The sequence below is a fragment of the Ruegeria sp. YTSB088 genome (assembly GCF_059609825.1).
This window is the reverse complement of the sequence record NZ_JBXWMM010000004.1, coordinates 17,112-36,911: the sequence shown is the minus strand read 5'-3', so window position 1 is coordinate 36,911 and position 19,800 is coordinate 17,112. Positions and strand designations below refer to the sequence as shown.

General features: G+C 58.6%; 13 protein-coding genes. 5 read left to right on the top strand and 8 right to left on the bottom strand.

From position 1 onward, the window contains the following. Window positions 1-235: 235 nt before the first annotated feature. The 6 genes from AC2FFA_RS07675 to AC2FFA_RS07650 all read right to left on the bottom strand — a co-directional run bounded on the left by AC2FFA_RS07675 (window position 236) and on the right by AC2FFA_RS07650 (window position 8,948). The gene (locus AC2FFA_RS07675) at window positions 236-1,972 is read right to left on the bottom strand and encodes a Mur ligase family protein (RefSeq protein WP_496850917.1); all 1,737 of its coding nucleotides are present in this window, start codon (window positions 1,970-1,972) and stop codon (window positions 236-238) included. Between the two features lie 14 nt (window positions 1,973-1,986). Then, window positions 1,987-4,788, bottom strand: coding sequence for a cyanophycin synthetase (gene cphA / locus AC2FFA_RS07670; protein WP_496850915.1), 2,802 nt, complete (start codon window positions 4,786-4,788; stop codon window positions 1,987-1,989). 54 nt (window positions 4,789-4,842) lie between these two features. Continuing rightward, window positions 4,843-5,697: a cyanophycinase gene (locus AC2FFA_RS07665; protein ID WP_117873661.1), complete on the bottom strand. Its 855-nt coding sequence runs from the start codon at window positions 5,695-5,697 to the stop codon at window positions 4,843-4,845. 84 nt (window positions 5,698-5,781) lie between these two features. Further along, a complete protein-coding gene (locus tag AC2FFA_RS07660; RefSeq protein WP_496850912.1) occupies window positions 5,782-5,985 on the bottom strand; it encodes a hypothetical protein in 204 nt (67 codons plus the stop codon). Between the two features lie 341 nt (window positions 5,986-6,326). Further along, window positions 6,327-7,823 carry an L-piperidine-6-carboxylate dehydrogenase gene (gene amaB / locus AC2FFA_RS07655; protein WP_496851330.1) on the bottom strand — a complete coding sequence of 499 codons (1,497 nt, stop codon included), beginning with the start codon at window positions 7,821-7,823 and terminating at the stop codon, window positions 6,327-6,329. 18 nt (window positions 7,824-7,841) lie between these two features. After that, the gene (locus AC2FFA_RS07650) at window positions 7,842-8,948 is read right to left on the bottom strand and encodes a saccharopine dehydrogenase family protein (RefSeq protein ID WP_496850911.1); all 1,107 of its coding nucleotides are present in this window, start codon (window positions 8,946-8,948) and stop codon (window positions 7,842-7,844) included. 594 nt (window positions 8,949-9,542) lie between these two features. On the opposite strand from AC2FFA_RS07650, the gene AC2FFA_RS07645 reads away from it, so the two are divergent. From AC2FFA_RS07645 to AC2FFA_RS07635, 3 genes are all read left to right on the top strand, one after another. Then, window positions 9,543-12,017: a CoA transferase gene (locus tag AC2FFA_RS07645; protein WP_496850910.1), complete on the top strand. Its 2,475-nt coding sequence runs from the start codon at window positions 9,543-9,545 to the stop codon at window positions 12,015-12,017. A 241-nt stretch (window positions 12,018-12,258) separates the two neighbouring features. After that, complete coding sequence (locus tag AC2FFA_RS07640) at window positions 12,259-13,509, top strand: aminotransferase class V-fold PLP-dependent enzyme (protein ID WP_496850908.1); 1,251 nt, start codon at window positions 12,259-12,261, stop codon at window positions 13,507-13,509. Window positions 13,510-13,536: 27 nt separating this feature from the next. Further along, on the top strand, window positions 13,537-15,954 hold the full coding sequence (locus AC2FFA_RS07635) for a GcvT family protein (protein ID WP_496850907.1): 2,418 nt from the start codon (window positions 13,537-13,539) through the stop codon (window positions 15,952-15,954). A gap of 62 nt (window positions 15,955-16,016) precedes the next feature. Here the strand turns inward: AC2FFA_RS07635 and AC2FFA_RS07630 are convergent, their stop codons facing one another. Next, window positions 16,017-16,634 carry a UbiX family flavin prenyltransferase gene (locus AC2FFA_RS07630; RefSeq protein ID WP_496850905.1) on the bottom strand — a complete coding sequence of 206 codons (618 nt, stop codon included), beginning with the start codon at window positions 16,632-16,634 and terminating at the stop codon, window positions 16,017-16,019. Continuing rightward, the gene (locus AC2FFA_RS07625) at window positions 16,631-18,139 is read right to left on the bottom strand and encodes a UbiD family decarboxylase (RefSeq protein WP_496851328.1); all 1,509 of its coding nucleotides are present in this window, start codon (window positions 18,137-18,139) and stop codon (window positions 16,631-16,633) included. The genes AC2FFA_RS07630 and AC2FFA_RS07625 overlap by 4 nt, the downstream gene beginning before the upstream one ends. A gap of 137 nt (window positions 18,140-18,276) precedes the next feature. On the opposite strand from AC2FFA_RS07625, the gene ubiT reads away from it, so the two are divergent. Both ubiT and ubiU read left to right on the top strand, forming a co-directional pair. Continuing rightward, complete coding sequence (gene ubiT, locus AC2FFA_RS07620) at window positions 18,277-18,819, top strand: ubiquinone anaerobic biosynthesis accessory factor UbiT (RefSeq protein ID WP_254683850.1); 543 nt, start codon at window positions 18,277-18,279, stop codon at window positions 18,817-18,819. Next, window positions 18,819-19,796, top strand: a complete 978-nt coding sequence (gene ubiU / locus AC2FFA_RS07615; RefSeq protein WP_496683918.1) for a ubiquinone anaerobic biosynthesis protein UbiU — start codon at window positions 18,819-18,821, stop codon at window positions 19,794-19,796. Before ubiT ends, ubiU begins: the two co-directional genes overlap by 1 nt. Window positions 19,797-19,800 lie beyond the last annotated feature (4 nt).

Genomic DNA, 19,800 nt, shown 5'->3' with positions numbered 1-19,800 from the left:
TCGGATGATTGTGAAGAGATCACCATTGGCGCCAAGGGTTTGACAACGTCGGCGAATGAATTGGCTCAGCCTCCGCCGGCGAACTCGAACGATGGATTAAGTCCTCACAAACTGAGAAAATCACTGACCGGGCTGACAGTCCCTCATGGCGGTGATTTCCTGGCCGCCGCAAGCCGATTGTCAGCTTGGTTTGCTTTTTCAATCGATCACCGGGATGCTCCAACGGGCGTTGCACCTACGCGCCCAGCATCTCAAGTACAGCGTCGCGTTCTGATAGGACAAGCAACAAGGCAAGATCCCCGGGCTCGAGTTGATCCAGAATATTGGCGGCCGCCTGAGAAGGGGATCGGGCCCTTTGGATCTGATCAGCCCTGTATCCGTTCTGCAAAGCCGTCCCTTCGATCAGGTCCGGGATTTCGCCCAAGGCCCGGCCTCTCAGATAGCCTTCTAGTTCAGCGGCAACGATCACGTCGGGTTGGAACTTCAAAGCCGTCGCGGTGACGTCCCGAATGTCCTGATCCGATCTGTCACCTGCATGGCTGAGCATGATAAAGCGACGTTTTGCCGGAAGGCCTGACAGCGCATCGCACACGGCGGAAATCGAGTGCGGGTTATGTGCGAAGTCTACAAAAACACGCGCGTCATTATGATTGAACTCGTTGCAGCGCCCCGGATTGTCCTGTGCATCAGGTTTGAAACCCGCCAGCCCATCCCGCACCGCCTGAAAGGGTAGATCCAGCGCCAGAGCAAGGCACATGGCTGCCAATGCGTTCAGAATATTGTATTTCGCCACCCCGCCCATTGTCAGGGGCACACCTGACACGGCAATCACGTTCCTTTCGGAACTGCCATCAAAATAGATGATGTTGCCTTGGTGCAAATAGGCGCAGCGCCGGCCCGCTTCTCGGGCTTGACGTATCAGATCGTTCTGCCTGTCCAGCGAAAACCACCAGATATTCGCCAACGTGTTTTTTGCCTCGGCCCGAACATACGCGTCGTCAGCGTTCAGGGCCAGCACACCGCCTTCGACCAGCGTTCGGTGAACGGCAAACTTCGCCTGCGCCAGTTCCGGCACGGTATTGACGCCGTATTGGCCCAAATGGTCATTCGCGACGTTGGTGACAGCCGCCGCCGTGGCCGCACGCGTCGGCAGGCCGCGGCGCAGTATGCCCCCACGGGCCACTTCGAGGCAGGCGATCTCAAGCCGCTTGTCGCGCAGCAACATCCGGCCGCCCCCGGGGCCCGAGTAATCACCTCGGTCCAGAATATCGTCGCCCACGCGCACAAACTCGGTCGAGGTCAACCCAGCGACTTTGCCCGAGGCGCGCGCGATCGCTTCAAGCAATCGGGTCGTCGTGGTCTTGCCATTGGTTCCGGTGATGAACGCAACGGGAATGTTGTGAAGGCTGGACCAGTCCACGTCACCGGGGGCGGGCAGCGCTTCGACCGGCCAGACCTGACTGCCTGTGCCGTGGCCGATTGAAATCTCATCATCGTCACACAGAATGTCCACGCCATGCGCCTCGGCCGCTGTGATCAGCTCGATCAGGCGGGGATTGGCTTCTTTGGCCATGACAGCTTTGACATCCGCCACCATTTGATCAAAGTCACCGGAAGTTGCGCCCAACAATTCGGCGGCACAGAAGTGCCATGCCGTCTGCGCCGCGAAGATCGCAGAATACAGCTGATCCATCGGTGCGGATATCACCAGATTGATGCCGCCGGTAAAGGTGCGATATGTCAGGTCCTGATCCTGCCATCCCAGCGCGTCCAGCACGCGCCGGGCATTTTTCTCCCACAGCGCAGAGACCCGAGATGGGTCAATCTCGGTGAAAAATACATCCATCACTGCCCCGGGTTTATTCCATAGCAGGCCGGGCCCAGTCAGACGCCGGGCGTCATCCACCTGAATATGATCAGCGGTCGCGCTTGCAATGGTCAGCGCGGTTTCAAGCTCTTCAATCCGGTCCATTCCGGCGCCTCCGCTCAGTCGGCGTCTTCGCTGATCTCACGAGCTAAACGCACGCCGCGCTCGTCTCGGATCAGGTTTTGATCGCTTTCGAACATGTCCTCGAACGAATTGTCGGCGGGACTGGTCCTCGGTGCATCCTCGGTATCTGGGGCTTTACTGTCAGAGTTGAAATAGATGATTTGTTTCCAGCAGCGTGTCGTTTCGTCGCCGAAGATCACCAACAGGTCCCCCGGCGCTGCTTGCTCCAGCCCGGCTTTTACGGCCTCAACCTCATCCGGGATGATTGTAATGGATGCATCGTCGACTCCGTTGTCGATCAGTGCCTGACGCATCATTTGTGGCACTTCGTCGTGCCCCCGACCCCTGCGGCGGTCATCGGCCTTGCAGATGAAATGGTCAAAATGTCCGGCCAGCGCGGCTGCTCCGTCTACAATATCTTCATTGCGCCGGTCGCCAGGCATGGCAACCACGCACAGTCTGCGACCCTTGATCTCCAATTGATCGGCCAGCGCAGCCATCGCTTTGAGTGCGGCGGGGTTATGGCCGTAATCCAAGATCACCTTGAAGGAATGCTCGTCATAGACGTTCATGCGCCCCGGAGCCTGGAAATAACTGGTATCGAAGGTGCGCAACCCGTGCCGGATGTTGTCCAGATCAACCCCAAAACTATACGCCATCGCTGCAGCGAACATGGCGTTTTGAACGTTGAAGACTGCCTTGCCTTCCAACGTGGCAGGGATCAGATGCGACCATAGTACCGGAATATGCAGCCCGTTGTCATAAATCGTCAGCATGTCGCCGCTCATGCCCTTTTCCAGCACGATAGCCTTTCCGCCCGCCTTGATATGTTCCTTGACAAGGCCGTGGCCGGGGTTGGTTGTGACATAGAAGATCTGATCTGCCCCGGCATAATCGGCCATTTTCAGACAATTGATGTCATCGGCATTCAGAACCGCTGTATCCGTGGCGCTTTCCACCACCACGCGTTTCACCACAGCCAGTTCCTCGACCGTGTTTATGCCGCCAAGGCCAAGGTGGTCGGCCGAGACGTTCAGGCATGCCGCCACGTTCGAACGCTGGTATCCCAGACCAGACCGCACAAGCCCTCCGCGCGCGGTTTCCATTACGGCGAAGTCAACCATCGGGTCGCGCAAGACGATCTGTGCGGATTTTGGCCCGGTCATGTCACCCTTGACGCTCAGTTTTCCGTCTACATAGACGCCGTCGGTAGAGGTCATGCCAACGATCTTGCCGCTGGTCTTCATGATATGCCCGAGCATCCGTGACGTTGTCGTCTTGCCATTTGTACCGGTGATCGCGGCGATCGGGATGCGGGTTTCCTCATTGGCCGGAAACAGCATGTCGATCACTTTGCCTGCCGCATCGCGTGGCTGTCCTTCGGACGGGGCCACATGCATTCGGAACCCGGGTGCCGCGTTCACTTCGACAATTGCACCACCAATGTCCTTGTAGGATTTGGTGATGTCGTCGATCAGGAAATCGACGCCGCCCACATCCAGCCCAACCGCCATGATGGCACGTTCCGCCATGTCGCGGTTGTCGGGGTGGACCACATCTGTCAGGTCGATTGCAGTGCCGCCCGTCGAAAGGTTCGCGGTCGAGCGCAGATAGAAAACCTCACCGTCTGGCAATACGGTTTCTTTGGTTACGCCCGCGGCTTCCATTAGACGTTTGGCCTGATTGTCGATCTCCAACATGGTCAGCACTTTTTCATGCCCGATGCCCCGGCGCGGGTCTTCGTTCACGATATCGACCAACTCGGCAATCGTGTGTGTGCCGTCACCGACCACATGGCCCGGAACCCGTTTGGCCACTGCAACCAGCTTGTTATTTACTACCAGCATCCTGTGATCGAACCCGGTGACAAAGCTTTCCACCAGAATGGCGCGGCTGCGGGAATGTTCCTTGGCCTCGGCGAAGCCAGCCTCGACCTCTTCATCGGAGTTCAGATTGATCGAAACCCCCCGCCCATGATTGGCATTCAAAGGTTTGACGACCACCGGATGGCCAATACGCCGTGCAGCGCGCACTGCTTCGCGCGCGGAGTAGACCATGCGCTGTTGCGGTACCGGAAGGCCAAGATCGTTCAGCAGGTTGTGGGTATCTTCCTTGTCGCAGGAAATCTCGACCGAGATATGTTTGGTCTCGGATGTAATCGTCGCCTGAATGCGTTTTTGATATTTGCCGTGCCCGAATTGCACCAGCGAGCCAGAGTTGAGCCTGATCCAAGGTATGTCGCGTTCTCGCGCCGCCTTGACCAGCGATCCGGTCGACGGGCCGAATTCCTTGCGCTGCGCGCGCAGAACAAAACTGCGCAGCTCATCGTCCCAGTTGAAGTCCGGGTCGAAATCGCAATCCACCTGTTCTTTCAAAGATTGCGGCAACAGGTGCATTAGTAGTCGCATCGCAAGTTTACCTGCATCCAGACCAACGTCGCGCTGACGGTATTCGTACACCATGTTGTACTGGCCCGGTTCGCCTGTGCCGCGCGTCCGGCCAAAGGTCACATCGGAGCCGGCTACGTTCTGAACCTCGATGGCACAATGTTCCAGAACGTGACCCAGCCACGTGCCTTCGTCTTCGCGCAGGCGGCGGATGAAACCGCCGGGTTCGCGATAGGAACAGCCATGTTCGGCAAGGCCAGGAAGCGCCTCGATCAATGCATCGATAAACTCGGAACCAATTTTTGCCGAGGGCCACTCTTCCAGAACACCAAGATCGATGACGTGGCGAATAACCGGGAAACTTGCCCAGACATTCGGGCCGACAAATACATTGGTCGAGATTATTTTCATGAGGCTCCTCGTTGGTTAACTTTAATTTCCCCCGCTGGCGGCCTCTTAACCGGATTAATCCGGCAACGTGCAGAACGCCATATGCTCATCTGGCGGAAAAGCCTGGCGAGCCGTCAGATCATAACGGCACCCTTCGCCCAGAACGTCAAGCCGAAGTCCCAGCAGGCTCAGCGCTTCGCCCCGCCGGGCGTCCCACATTGATGAATGTGTCAACTGGCTGGCGTCGACCACGGTAACCGAACCGCTGCCGATGACTTCGAAGACGTTGTCGGGTCCGATGAAGGCGGCCGTGTCTTCGTCAATGCCAAGGCCGATCAGAAATGGGTTGAAAGATGAAGCTGTTAGCAGCCGACCCAAACGGTTCCGCTGCGTGAAATGCTGATCGATGATGACAGCATTGGTCAGGCCCATGCCCGGTGCAAGTGTGATATTGCCTTCGGCAGGTGCCGAGTTGCCGCTTCCACCGGCCACCATATGCTCGGACATGATCGAGGCGCCCGCCGAAGTTCCGGCAACCGGTACACCGGCTGCATTACGTCGGCGTATTTTTTGGGCGACCAGAGTTCCTCCAAGAATCGCAGAAAGGCGCAACTGGTTTCCACCGGTCATGAAAACTCCGGTCGCCCGGTCAAGCATCTCGGCATACTCGGGGTTGTCACAATCCGCCCTGCGCGAGATAGGCAGGAACTCAACCTTGCCCGCGCCCAGCTCGGAAAAGATGCGGTTATAATCGGGTCCTGTTTCTTCCAGCATCGAGGCCGTCGGGATTACGACGATGTCAGCATCTTCGCCGCCAGAAAGCTCAACGAACTTGCGGTGGATCTGCATTTCCTTGACGCGATCTTCGCCGCCTCCGATCGGGATAATGAACCCGCGTGGGGTCTCTGCATCAACGGGTGCAGGGCACATATCTTAACTACCTTCCGGTGCTGAAGCGGGCAATCACCGGGGACCGCTCGGACGCTTAAATCTGTTCATACATGCCGCGTCGGGCTACCTGGCCATCGCGGACATGCCATTCCCCCCCGGGGCCATCTCATGCCGTACAGCAAGGTTTTCGTCAAGAACCACCGGATCGGCGCCCATTCCCGCTTTCCGGCGACCTGCGCGATGCGGCTTCAGCGCATGGGCCACGTTTGAGGTGAACAGCGCCAGCGCATCGGACAGGACCATCCCCTGATCAATGAGGTCGCGCAAAGCCCCGGACAACCCCTCGCCGAAAGATGTTGGATTGCCGTCATGAAAAGAGGCGGGCAGTCAGCTGCTACCCCGGCGATAAACGCACGACAATCAATCAGTCCCGGAATGACCGCCGCTGTGTCGTCATCCGAACCCCTGGCCTGAAACAGGTCTGGTTAGTCTGGTGTCGGATCTATGCTCCCCGGTGGATAACCGCGTAAACGAAGCTGACCTTGCCTGTGCTTTGGTTGCCGCCTTAACATGCTGGAATGAAATTTGAAAATCACCCGGGACTGGTTCTCCCGGATGATGTATTCGCAAGCTTTGCGAGGTTTTGCCCAACGGCTTTCCAGTGATACTCAGATGTCGAATTTGACGCCCTGAGCCAGTGGGAGTTCGGCAGAGTAATTCACGGTATTTGTCTGGCGACGCATATAAGCTTTCCACGCGTCCGAACCGCTTTCACGCCCGCCGCCGGTTTCTTTCTCTCCGCCGAAAGCGCCACCGATCTCTGCTCCTGAAGGTCCGATATTTACGTTGGCAATGCCGCAATCGGACCCGGCCGCGGTCAGGAACTGCTCGGCCTCGCGCATGTTCAGGGTAAACACGCAGGATGAGAGGCCTTGCGGTACGTCGTTCTGAAGCTCTACCGCGTCGTCGAAATCATCATAGCCCATGACGTAGAGGATCGGCGCAAAGGTTTCGGTTTTCACTGTTGAAGTCTGATCGGGCATTTCGACAATCGCAGGTTCCATGTAGACGCCTGTCGGAACGCCTTCGGTAACGCGGTTGCCGCCGAACACCGAACCGCCTTCTGCTTCGGCTGCTTTCAAAGCTGCGGTCATCGCCGCGCCCGCCGCTTCGTCCACAAGCGGACCAACCAATGTGCCCTCTGTCAGAGGATTGCCAACGGGCAGACCCGAATAGGCTTTTTTCAGACGGCTCACCAGTTCTTCCCGGATCGAGTTGTGCACGATCAGCCGACGCAGCGTGGTGCAGCGCTGACCAGCGGTGCCTACTGCCGAAAAGACAATCGCGCGCACTGCCATCTCCAAATCAGCCGAAGGGCCGACGATCATTGCGTTGTTGCCCCCCAGTTCCAGAATGCACTTGCCAAAGCGCTGTGCGACGATGGGGGCGACAGCGCGGCCCATGCGGGTCGATCCCGTGGCCGAGATCACGGGAACATCTTCGCTGACCACCAGCCTTTCCCCAAGACCTGCGCCACCGATAAGCGTTTGCAGCAGACCGTCCGGCGCATCGCCAAATCGGGTCAGGGCGCGTTCGAAAATCTTCTGGCAGGCTAGTGCCGTCAGCGGGGTTTTTTCGGACGGTTTCCAGATCACCGGATCACCGCAAACAATTGCCAGAGCGGCGTTCCACGACCAAACCGCGACCGGAAAGTTGAAGGCCGAGATCACGCCGACCGGTCCTGCAGGGTGCCAGGTTTCCATCATCCGGTGGCCAGGACGTTCGGATGCGATAGTCAGACCATAGAGCTGACGCGACAGACCGACGGCAAAGTCGCAGATGTCGATCATCTCTTGCACTTCGCCCAGACCTTCCGAGGTGATCTTGCCTGCTTCCCAACTGACCAAAGCGCCCAGGTCATCCTTGGCAGCGCGCAACTCCTCGCCCAACAGGCGGATCAGTTCACCCCGGCGCGGGGCAGGGACCACGCGCCATTCCTTGAACGCAGCCTTGGCACGGGAAAAGACGGCGTCCATGTCAGAGATCGGCGTCTCATGCACTTCGGCCAGCAGGCTTCCGTCAATCGGTGACGTGACCTTTAGCGTGCCGCCTCTCAGTTGGGTCTCGGTCAGATCAAGATTTGCGAGCGTGGTTTGGGCTGTCATAACGATGTCTTTCATATCTCAGGCCGCCTTGTTCTGTTCGGTGACGTCACCAGCGCGATACAGCTGGCCGAATTCAGTGTTGAGGAAATCATCCAGCTTGACTTGTTCCTGCCGGACAAAGCCTTTCGAGGGCAGCGCTCCGATCCGCATCAGATCGACCACTCCCAGCACGCCTGCGGCGGTCGTGACCTGAATGGCGCTCCAGACCTGTCCGTTGATGCTGCGGGCAAAGGATTTGTTGATCAGGGACTTTTCGCGCAGCACACCGTCGATCTTGCCCTTTGCGGTACAATATACCAGCACTACATCCTGATCGGTGCGGGGCAGGGCCGCCTCGAATATCTCCTTCAGCAGGTCGCGGCGGCGTTCCAGTCCCAGATCGTTCAGAAGCAGTTTAAGGATATCGCAATGGCCCGGATAGCGGATCGAGCGATAGGACACAGCGCGCGCCTTGCCTTCCAGCGTTTCCGGCAAAGTGCCCAGACCGCCCGAGGTATTGAAGCATTCGTATTCCACACCGTCATGGCCCAGCACTTCGTAGTTCTCCAGCGGCGCGGTCTTGACCAGCTTGCCATTCACGATGGCATCGCATGGGTTGCAGTATTCGTTGATCAACCCGTCGGTGGACCAGGTCAGGTTGTATTTCAGCGCGTTGGTCGGATAAAGCGGCAATGCCCCCACCCGCATATGCAGGCTGTCAATCTCGTCAAACTCCGACGCCAGCGAAGCCCCGGCGATGCCGACAAAACCTGGTGCCAGACCGCACTGAGGCATAAATGCAGTCGCGCTGTCCCCGGCCAGTTCACGTACTGCGCTTGTGGCCGCGACATCTTCGGTCAGGTCAAAATAATGCGCGCCGGCCGTTTTCGATGCTTTTGCAATCGTAGGGGTCAAGAAAAACGGGGCCGCAGAGATGACTGCATCGAACCCGTTCAGTTCCCGGGCCAGACCGTCCGCGTCTTTGGCGTCAATCTGCTTGGTTCCAACGCCCATTTTTGCGATATCGCCAAGAGCTTTCAGATCATTATCTGCCACTGTCACAGAGTAATTCGGCGACCCTTTCAAAAGGGTTGCGATCATCTGCCCGATCTTTCCAGCGCCGACAACGCACACATTCCAGGACATAAAAATCTCCGCTTCTTCCTATCCTGTGCCAAGCGTGACAAGTAGCCGTGACATTTCATAGGTGTGAATTTGACGAATTGATGTACGAAGATGGCATAAAGACGGAAAAAGCGACACTATGACGAAATTGCGATTGCCGCAGGTGTGTCGCGCCGTAATCATGTGTTTTGCGCCGTTTGGTACCTTGGAAGGTCCACTTTCATCGGCCGTTCAGCGAGCCCTCGTTCTGGTTTCTGGCCTCAATCTTCTGGTGGTCTCGTATAGCGACCGATCCGCTTCCATCCGGACCTCGGAACGCTTCTCAATATGCGACAAACGAGCAGTTTTGAGCTATGTTTCTCGTTTGCGACATCCCCTGGTCAAATCGGACAACTCCTTGGCTTTGCTCGGCTGCATGGTATGCCCAGTTGTCGCAGGAGGAGGCTTTGACTCTCAGTAGGGACAACTCTATCGCGCGGGATAAGGACAGGTGTTGCATTGATAAACTATGTTCCAAGCTTGGCAATTCAGCCTGCTCCGGGAAGGGCATGGCGAACACCTGCCAACAACCCACGCTGCAAAAGTCAATCTATCATTCTGGATGAGTAGCAACGAATGACTGCAAGGCCGCTCGATCATATTCGTGTCCTCGATTTTGGCCAATACCTGGCCGGTCCACTGGTTGGCATGATGCTTGCCGATTTGGGGGCAAAAGTAATCCGCATCGACCCGCCCGGTGGCCCGCGATTGAAAGAACCGGCCACTGATATGCTGTCACGCGGCAAAACCGCTGTGACGATCGACCTCAAATCGGACGCGGGTTTGAAGGTCGCACGCGAATTGGTGGCCCGGGCTGACGTGGTGATCGAGAACTTCCGGCCCGGCGTGATGCAGAGGCTGGGCCTGGGTCCGAAAGCTCTGCGCGACATAAATCCGCGCATCGTGTCATTGTCACTTCCGGGGTTCGCCTCAACCGATCCCGCGCTGGCACATCTTCCCGCGTGGGAAGCCGTGATCGCTGCCCGTACCGGGCAGTTCACGGATATGGGGCTGAACCGGCGCTTGATGGGCATCAACCCATCCTTTTCGCCTTTGACGCTGGCATCGGCCTATGGCGCTTCATTCGGCGCGATGGCCGTGCAGTTCGCTTTGGCTGCACGTGATCGGAACGGAGGCGATCACATCGAGGTGCCTCTGGCTTCGGCGTTGCTTGAAGGGTTGGTCTATAATTGTGAGCAGATTGAAGACTATCCCGAACGCTACAAGTCTCCTCGCGAAGAGGAACTTGACAGGCGCGCAGCCGAAGGCTTGCCAACGGATCTGAGCTTTGCGGAACTGGAAGAGTTCCTGGACCCTTTCTATCGAACTTATACCTGCGCCGACGGGCGCGGGTTCTATGTGGTCGCGGGCAGTGTGAAAACACATCCGCGGCGGGTGTTGGAGACGCTTGGCCTCAAAGACCTTGCCGATCAATTGCCGGACTTCGACGCCTATCTCGATGCTGCAGACTGGCCAGACGAATGGTCGCTGCGCAACTACCCCGTCGGAGCAAGGGATCGCGCGCGTGTGTCCAGCGCGATGAAGAAGGCCTTCCTGACAAGGCCCTCTCATGAGTGGGAAGCGCTTTTCGGGTCTGCCAAGGTGCCCGGAACGGCGCAACGATTCAGCAAGGAATGGCTGGCCGATCCACATGCTTTGGCCTCAGGTTTGGTGTTGGAGGTAGAGGACCCGCGTCATGGGAACATGAAGCAGATGGGAAATGTTGCTTGGCTTGTGGATGATGGCGCTGCGCTGGTAAAAAAACCGGGCCCGGATCTCGATGACGCACCCGTTTCAACGATACTTGCTGAACCGCCGCGCAGCGGACCGCCAGCCGCAAGCGACCAAGGCTGGCTGGAGGGGTTAAAGGTGCTGGACCTGACCAACGTGATCGCCGGTCCGACGATTGGGTCCACGTTGGCGCGATTTGGCGCAAAGGTGACTTCCGTTCAGCCGGTGGAGCCTTCGGTCGATCCGTGGAATACCGTGGTTTTCGGTCTGCACGCACATCGTGGAAAACAAAGTGTTTTGCTGAACTTGAGCGCGGATGACGGGAAGCAGGCGTTGCGGCGACTCATCGAATCCTCGGATGTCATCACGATGAACGGCACGGATGAGCAGCGCGATGCCTTGGGGTTGAGCGAGGAAGAGCTGGCGGCGATCAACCCCCGCCTCATACTTGTGCAACTCGATGCCTTTGGCGGTCCTGCGCGCGGACCCAAGTCGGACCATCTGGGGTATGACGACCTGGCGCAGGCGGCGACAGGGGTCATGGTGCGTTTTGGCGGTGGCATGGCGACACCCGAAGAACACGCGCATTTCGGTACGATTGACGTGCTGACCGGTTATTGCGCATGTGTTGCGCTTGGCGCGGCCTTGCTGAGATTGCAGAAAACCGGCAAAGGCGGGATTGCGCGGGCTGCGTTGGCGGCGGCCGGGAACCTCATTCAGGCGCAGTTGATGTATGATTTCGAAGGCCGCGCGCCTTTTGACGAACCTTCCGGGCGCGAGGCAATGGGCTGGGGACCATTCTACCATTGCTATCGCGCGGCTGACGGGTGGATGTTCTTTGCCGCACCCGACGAACAGCGCGAAGCCCTGCGCCGTGTCTCAGACCTTGCCACCATGGCCGATGTGCCGGAAAAGGAATTGCAGGCCGCTCTTGCGGATCGTTTTGCCAGGCAACCTGTTGAATACTGGCAAAAGGCGTTTTCTGGTTCCGCCAGCACCGTCATGCCTCTGGGATCGCTGCATGACACGCGCGACGCCGTGTTGCAGCCGGAAAATGCCGGGAATATCGACCTGACGCGGGGAACGTTCAGTGTCATTCGGCATGACATGCATCCCATGGGCCGGTGGTGCGATCTGGTTGCCCCAAATGCCGTGCGACCCGAAAGCGCCCGGATCGTCATTCCGGGACCGATGCCGAAATACGGCGCGGATACTCGCGGCATTCTGCGAAGCGTCGGTTATGCAGATGAGGATATGGATGCGATGATCTCTGCTGGATCGGCCGCCGTAAGCTGGTCGGAAAAGTACTTGCCCGAGTAGCCGACCAGCCACAGACGGTTCGGAAATCAAGGAGATATGCCATCCGCCGCCGCAGGCCCGGAGTCTCGGCACCGGCGACGGGTGGTATCTGTCGTGACAAGCTTTGGTTTGGTGCCCGCGCGACTTGCACAGAATATTCAACCGCTTTGCCACAGTTTTTTTTGCATGCCTTGCGACAGGAACCGTCCTAGGTTCGGCAAAGCACTGCTTTGCATACCCAACGAAACAAGAACCACTGACCATGAGCCAAATATCAGAGAGCCTGCTGAAACAAATCCGCAGCCGCTTTGCCCAGATCGATCATTGCCCCGAACAGGGTGAGCGGATCTTTTTCGAGAATGCCGGAGGCGCACTGACATTGAATTCAGTGTTGGATAGTTCGGTGCGCTATGCCGCCATCCCGGACAACCAAGGGCGCGACAATCCGGGATCTCATGCGCTGGTTGCCACGATCAACGCGGCCAAGGCGGATTTGCGGGATTTCATGAACGCACCCGGCGGGCAGTTCTTTGTGGGTGAAAGCGGTACAGAGCTGCTGTTCCGGCTGATCATGAACGCATGTCTGGGAACAGGTCCGGGCGTTGTGCTGGGATCCACATTGGAACACCCGGCCACGCGTTCGGCCTGTGATCGTTGGGCGCGCATTTCCGGGCAAACCCACGTTTTGCTGCACCATGTTGACGCCACCGGCACCGTCTCGGCCGAAGCCTATGCCGCGGCTGTGACACCGGATACCAAAGTGGCGACGATCCTGCATACCTCTCCGGTGACAGGAATGGGCGTTGATGTCGCTGCCGTTTCTCAGGCCATCCGAACCGTGGCTCCGGACTGTTTCATCATCGTCGATGGCATCCAGCACGCAGCGCATGGCCGGATCGATTTGACCGCCTATGACGTCGATGGTTATGTGATCTCACCCTACAAGGTATTTTCGCGCCATGGTTACGGTGTCGCCTGGATTTCGGAACGGCTGACCGCGCTGGACCACAACGCCTTGCTGGATGGCCCAGCGGACAACTGGGAAATGGGCACGCGCGACACCGGAGCTTATGCCACTATGTCAGACGTCGTGTCCTATTTCGAATGGCTGGGCAGTCAGGTCAGCGATGCCGAAGATCGGCGCGGCAAGTTTCTGGCGGCGGGTGATGCGATCCATGCGCAAGAAAAGGCGCTGACCGACGCGATGATCCACGGCACCGGCAATCTGAGCGGCCTGGCCGAGATGGAGAAAGTCGCCATTCTGGGCGGGGCCGACAATCCCGCGCGAGAAGGTCTGGTATCGCTGCGTGTCGAAGGCGTGGCCTCGTCCGAGGTCGTCAAAAGGCTGAACGAACAAGGTATTCGCACGCATTTGCGCAAGGCGGATCACTATTCCGGCAATATCCTGACGCCGCTTGGCTATGACGCCTGTGTGCGAGTCTCGATGTGCCACTACAACTCGATTGGCGAAGTCGCTAAATTCCTTGCTGTCATGAAAGAAATCGCCGCCTGAGCCGCGCCATATCCAAGGACATATCTCATGAAAACCCATGCAAAAGCTGTTGTCATCGGCGGCGGCCTTGCCGGTACGTCGATCCTGTATCACCTCGCCAAGCTTGGCTGGACGGACTCGATTCTGCTGGAACGCGACGAGTTGACGAGCGGCTCAACCTGGCATGCGGCGGCGAATATTCACGGTCTGCATGACAACAACAATATCACCCGTATCCAGCACTATACGATGAACCTGTATAAGGAGTTGGAGAAGGAAACCGGCCAAAGCTGTGGGGTGTTCCAGCCCGGATCGCTCTATCTGGCCCAGACCGAAGAGCGCGAGCAGCAGTTGCGCCTGCAAGAGGCGAAGGCCCGGTTCTATGGGCTGAATTTCCACGAGGTCAGCCGGGAAGAGGCCAAAGAGCTGCACCCGCTGGCGCAGTTTGATGACATCCGCTGCATCATGTACGAACCCGATGGCGGCAATGTGGACCCGTCGGGTGTTCCACATGCCTATGCCGCCGGGGCCCGTGCGATGGGGGCCACCATCGAGCGGTTCTGCCCGGTGATCGCCACGGAACAGCAACCCGATGGCAGTTGGATCGTTCGTACGACCAAGGGTGACATTCATACCCAATGGGTGGTCAACGCGGCGGGTCTCTGGGGGCGCGAGGTCGGAGCGCTGGCAGGCTTGACCCTGCCACTGCAACCGACGGAACATCAGTATTTCGTGACCGAGAGCATCGACGAAGTGGCCAGCCTGGGCCGCCGTCTGCCGTCTATCGCCGACCGGGACGGCGAATATTATTTCCGACAAGAGGGCAACGGCTTGCTGATCGGTGCCTATGAAAAAGATATGAAGTTCTGGGCCGAAGACGGCACGCCGCTCGACTTCGCTCATGAACTGTTCCCCGACGATCTGGACCGGATCATGGAAAACGTGATCCGCGCCACCGAACGTGTACCGGTCGCTGCCACAGCCGGGGTGAAACGGGTGATAAACGGCCCGATGATCTGGTCGCCCGATGCCAACATGCTGTGGGGACCGGTGCCCGAGCTGAAGAACTATTTCCTCTGTGGCGGTCTGATCCCTGGCTTCTCGCAATCCGGCGGGCTGGGACTGCTGGCGGCGCAATGGATGATCGAGGGTGAGCCGCAATATGACATGTTCGCCTGGGATCTCGCCCGCTTTGGCGATTGGGCCGACAAGAAGTTCACCAAGGCCCGGGTCGAAGACGCCTACACCCATCGCTTCAAAATCCACTTCCCGAATGAAGAACGCAGCGCAGGCCGCCCGGCCCGTGTGCGCCCCGCCTACGAGATGCAGAAACAGATGGGCTGTGTCTTTGGTCTCAACTGTGGTTGGGAACACCCACTGTGGTTTGCCGATGAACCCGGCACAGAAGAGACCGCCGGCTTTACCCGTCAGAACTGGTTTGATCCGGTCGGGCGCGAGGTGCAGATGCTGCGCGACAGCTTGGGTGTCATCGATATCTCGAACTTTGCCAACTACGTGATCAAGGGACCGGGCGCTTATGACTGGCTGGATCGTCTGGTGGCCAATCGCGTGCCCACCGATGTGGGCCGCAGTTGCCTGACGCCGCTGATCTCGGTTCGCGGTGGCGTGGCGGGTGACTTTACCATCACCAAGCTTGCCGAAGACGAATACATGATGATTGGCTCCGGTATGTCTGAACGCTATCATCAGCGTTTCTTTCAAATGGTTGAGATGCCCGAGGGTACGACCCTTGAAGTCGCAACAGACCGCGTTGCGGGGTTCAACATCGCCGGCCCGAAATCACGCGAGGCGCTGGCGCGCCTGACCAATGCAGACCTTTCCAACGAAGGGTTCCGCTTCATGCGGTCCCGGAAGATCACCGTTGCAGGTGTTGATTGCGTGGCCATCCGGGTCAGCTTTACCGGCGATCTGGGTTGGGAACTGCACTGCGCCGAGTCCGATCAGGTCGCGCTTTACTCTGCGTTGCTCGAAGCCGCCAAAGACTGCGACGGCGGCCCCGTGGGTGGACGAGCGCTTGGGTCGCTTCGCATCGAAAAGGGTTATGGGTCCTGGGGACGGGAGTATTCTCAGGAATACTGGCCGCAAGAGGTCGGGCTGACGGGCCTGATCAAGCTGGACAAGGACTTCCTGCACAAAGACGCCTATCTGTCCATAAAGGACAATGCACCCCGCGAGGTCCTGTCCGTCTTCGAATTGTACGTCACCGAGGATGCTGACGCCACTGGCAGTGAGCCGATCTTTACACCTGATGGTGCGCCTGTCGGCCGCGTCACATCGGGGGCGTACGGCTATTCAGTCGGGAAATCTCTGGTATTGGGTTTCCGCAACCCCGAGGTGGCACAGCCCGGAGATGAAGTGGTGATCCAGGTGATTGGCAAACCACATAAAGCACGGGTGCTGACAGGGGCGCCGTTCGATCCTCAGGGTGGCAGGCTGCGCGGCTGAAGCAACCGGCCACGCCCGATCAAGGTCATCCCGTGGCCGCAGATCTCATCCGCGATCTGTGGCTATGGAATATGAAATTCGCTTTCGGACGGTTCGACAAGGTCCACCTCATTTTTGGGATGCCACTGTTTCACCGCCGGGTCACAAACCTTCAGACAATCAACTGCGCGCGCTGCGATCTGATCTGCGATTTCGGTTATGTTGGCTGGTTTCAAATAGAAAGCAGGCACAGGGGGCAGGATGATGGCTCCCATTTCTGCGGCGGCTGTCATATTGCGCAAATGCGCCAGTGTCAGCGGCGCTTCTCGTGTCAGCAGAACCAGTGGGCGCCGTTCTTTGAGCTGAACTCCGGCCGCGCGTGTCAACAGGTTGTCGTCCAGGCCATGCGCGATCGCACCCAGTGATCGCATGGAACAGGGCGCGACGATCATCCCGGATACCGGCACCGAACCGGACGCTATACTGGCCCCAACATTCGCGGACGCGTGATGACGGGTTGCCGACTGCCGCAATTCCTTCAGAGCATCCGGGCCGCATTCCTGCGCAAGCGTCAGACGGGCAGCTGGACTGACGACCAGATCGATTTCGATATCCGCCGATTTCAAGTGTCGTGCCACCGCAAGGCTCAAAACCGCACCGGAAGCGCCTGATACGCCTAAGACTACACGGGTTTTCGTCATGTTCTCAGCTCCGGCATCAATCTGTTTATCAGGTCTTCCGCAAATGCGTGATCAACCTTGTCGGTACGCATGACCGTCCCCCATTCCCGCCGTGTTTCACTGCCTGTTTTTGTCGTGGCGTCGATTCCTATCTTTCCGGCCAAGCCGGGTTCGGGTGAGGCGAAATCCAGATAATCCATAGGCGTCCTGTCTAGGGTCATCACATCACGGCTTGGATCCATGCGCGTGGCAAGCGCCCAAGCGATATCGTCCCAGTTTCGGGCGTCGATATCAGCGTCGACCGCAACGATCATCTTTGTATAGCTGAATTGCGGCAGCATTCCCCAAAGCGCCATCATCACACGTCGGGCCTGGCCCGGATATCGCTTGTCGATGGCGACGATGGCGATGCGATAGGAACAGGCGGCAGGCGGCAGCCAGAGGTCGTGGATTTCGGGAATTTGAGCGCGAATGGTCGGCAAGGCAAGGCGATTGAACACTTCGCCAATGATGGCAGGCTCGTCCGGCGGGCGTCCGGTATAGGTTGACAGGTACAAAGGTGCTTCGCGATGGGTCACGGCCGTGACATGCATCACCGGAAAAGGCTCGGCGGGATTGTAATACCCGGTATGATCTCCGAACGGCCCTTCGGGCGCTGTCTCGCTTGGCGAAACCCAGCCTTCAAGAACGATCTCGGCATCTGCTGGAACCAGCAGTGGGACGGATTTGGCTGGAACCAACCGTGGCCGGTTCTGGTTCAGGGCCCCGGCAAATGTCAGTTCAGACATCATTTCGGGCAGGGGCAGAGCCGCTGACAACAAGGTCGCGGGGTTTGCGCCCAGAACAATTGCGACCGGCGTCTTTTCGCCGTGCTGCGCCCAACTGCGATGATGAGCGGCCCCGCCGCGATGTGGCAACCAGCGCATGATCAGACGGTTCCGGTCCAGCACCTGAACGCGATAGACGCCGGCATTGTAGGTCTGTGCCGCGTCGGGGTCGCTGCCACGGGGCCGGGTGATGACAACAGGCCAGGTGATCAGAGGCCCCACGTCCTGGGGCCAGTGCGTCTGGATCGGCAGCGAAGAGAGATCAACATCGGCCCCGCGGTGGCAAACCTGCTGAACAACGGCGGTTTTGACCTGCTTCGGTCGCGTGGACAATGCGGCCTTCAGCATCGGCCACCGGGACAACGCATCCCGCAACCCGTCCGGGGGCGTCGGGGCCCGAAGCGCGGCCAGAAATGCGCCCAAATCGTCAAGCCCTTCGGAAGAAACGCCCAGTCCGGCGGCGACGCGTTCCGAAGTTCCGAACAGGTTGACCACAATCGGTATGTCGCACTGCCCCGAGGGTACACCTGTCGGTGTGTCAAACTGCAACACCGGCCCATTGGCCTCTAACACGGCGCGGTGGACGGCGGTCATTTGATGGCACACGGAAACCGGGTCAGGGATGCGCCTGAACTGTCCTGTTTCCTGACACCATTTCAGAAAATGCCGAAGGCTGGGATATGGCGGCAGAGTTCGAATGGGTTTGCTCCGGCGGTGGTACTCACCCTCTAGCAGCGAAAGAGGCAGGTCGAATTGACAACCGTCAAGTCCCGGGCGCCGGGGCGGCTTTAGGAAGGCCGCACCGGTTCACTTTGTTGAGACAGCAGGAGGTCTGTTTGTCCGATCCCCAAAACCAGATACCGCGATGCCCTGCCGCTCTGGCAGCGACCCTGCGGTTTGTTCCGCTTGCACCTTTGTCGCTGTCACTGACGGCGTTTTCCCGAAAGATAACCGGGAAACACCCGGACCTGCTCAACCGGCTCGGTGATTTCAGCCGGGTCGCGTTTGTGCTCGATCCAACGGATCTGCCGGTTGTCCTTCTCCTCGAACCGAATGGTGGCACGCCAAGGATAAGGTTGAGTCGGGGGCGCGTGGTTGGGGCTGCGCGAATTTCCGGCCCACTGGCCGCGCTGCTGGGGCTGGTGCACGGCGCGTTTGACGGTGATGCCCTGTTCTTTTCACGCGATCTGGTGATCGAGGGCGACACAGCCGCGGCACTGGCGTTGCGCAACGCAATCGACGACGCAGAGCTGGATCTTGCGCACGAGGCCGCAACCCTTTCCGGCCCGCTTGCACGCCCACTGAAGCAGATCATCGCATTTGCAGAGCGTCGGACCGGTCTTTACCTGACCCGACCCGAGGACGCTGTTTTATGGTAATGGAGATCGTTTGCCCGGCGGGAACGCCCACCGCCCTGCGTGCAGCTGTCAAGGCCGGGGCTCACACTGTTTACTGTGGTTTCAATGATGAAACCAATGCGCGCAACTTTCCGGGTCTCAACTTCGATCGCGCTGAAATGCGGGCAGGAATTGCCTATGCCCACGATCACGGATCGAAGGTGTTGGTTGCAATCAATACCTTCCCGCAGGCGGGCAGCGAAGAGATCTGGAAACGGGCAGTGGCGGATGCCGAAGCCTGTGATGCGGATGCTGTAATTCTCGCCGATCTGGGTTTGCTGGACTACGCCGCGCGACACCACCCCGGATTACGCAGGCACCTGTCCGTGCAGGCCGCGGCGGCCAATGCTGACGTGATCAATTTCTATGCCGAAACCTTCGGTGTGAAACGGGTGGTCTTGCCACGCGTTTTGTCCGTGCCGGAAATTGCCGCGATCAACTCTGAAACCGACGTCGAAACCGAAGTCTTCGTGTTCGGCGGTCTTTGTGTCATGGCCGAGGGGCGATGCTCGCTGTCCTCTTATGCCACCGGGTTGTCTCCCAATATGAATGGTGTCTGCTCTCCTGCCAGCCATGTGCAGTATCAAGAAGAACAGGGCGCGTTGAACGCGCGCCTTGGCGGTTACCTGATCCACCGCGTCGAACGGGATGAGCCCGCTCCTTACCCGACATTGTGCAAAGGGTGTTTTTCCGCCGGTGAAAAAACCGGGCACCTGTTCGAGGATCCCGTCAGCCTGAACGCAGAACGGTTGATCCCGCAATTGCAAAAGGCAGGTGTGACAGCCTTGAAGATCGAAGGGCGCCAACGGTCCAAATCCTATGTCGCACAGGTCGTTCGGAATTTTCGCGTCGCGGTCGATGCGCTGGAGTCAGGCCAGCCGATGCCGGAAGGAATGCTTGCGCGATTGTCCGAAGGGCAGGCCATGACGACCGGCGCGTACAAGAAGACGTGGAGATAATCCG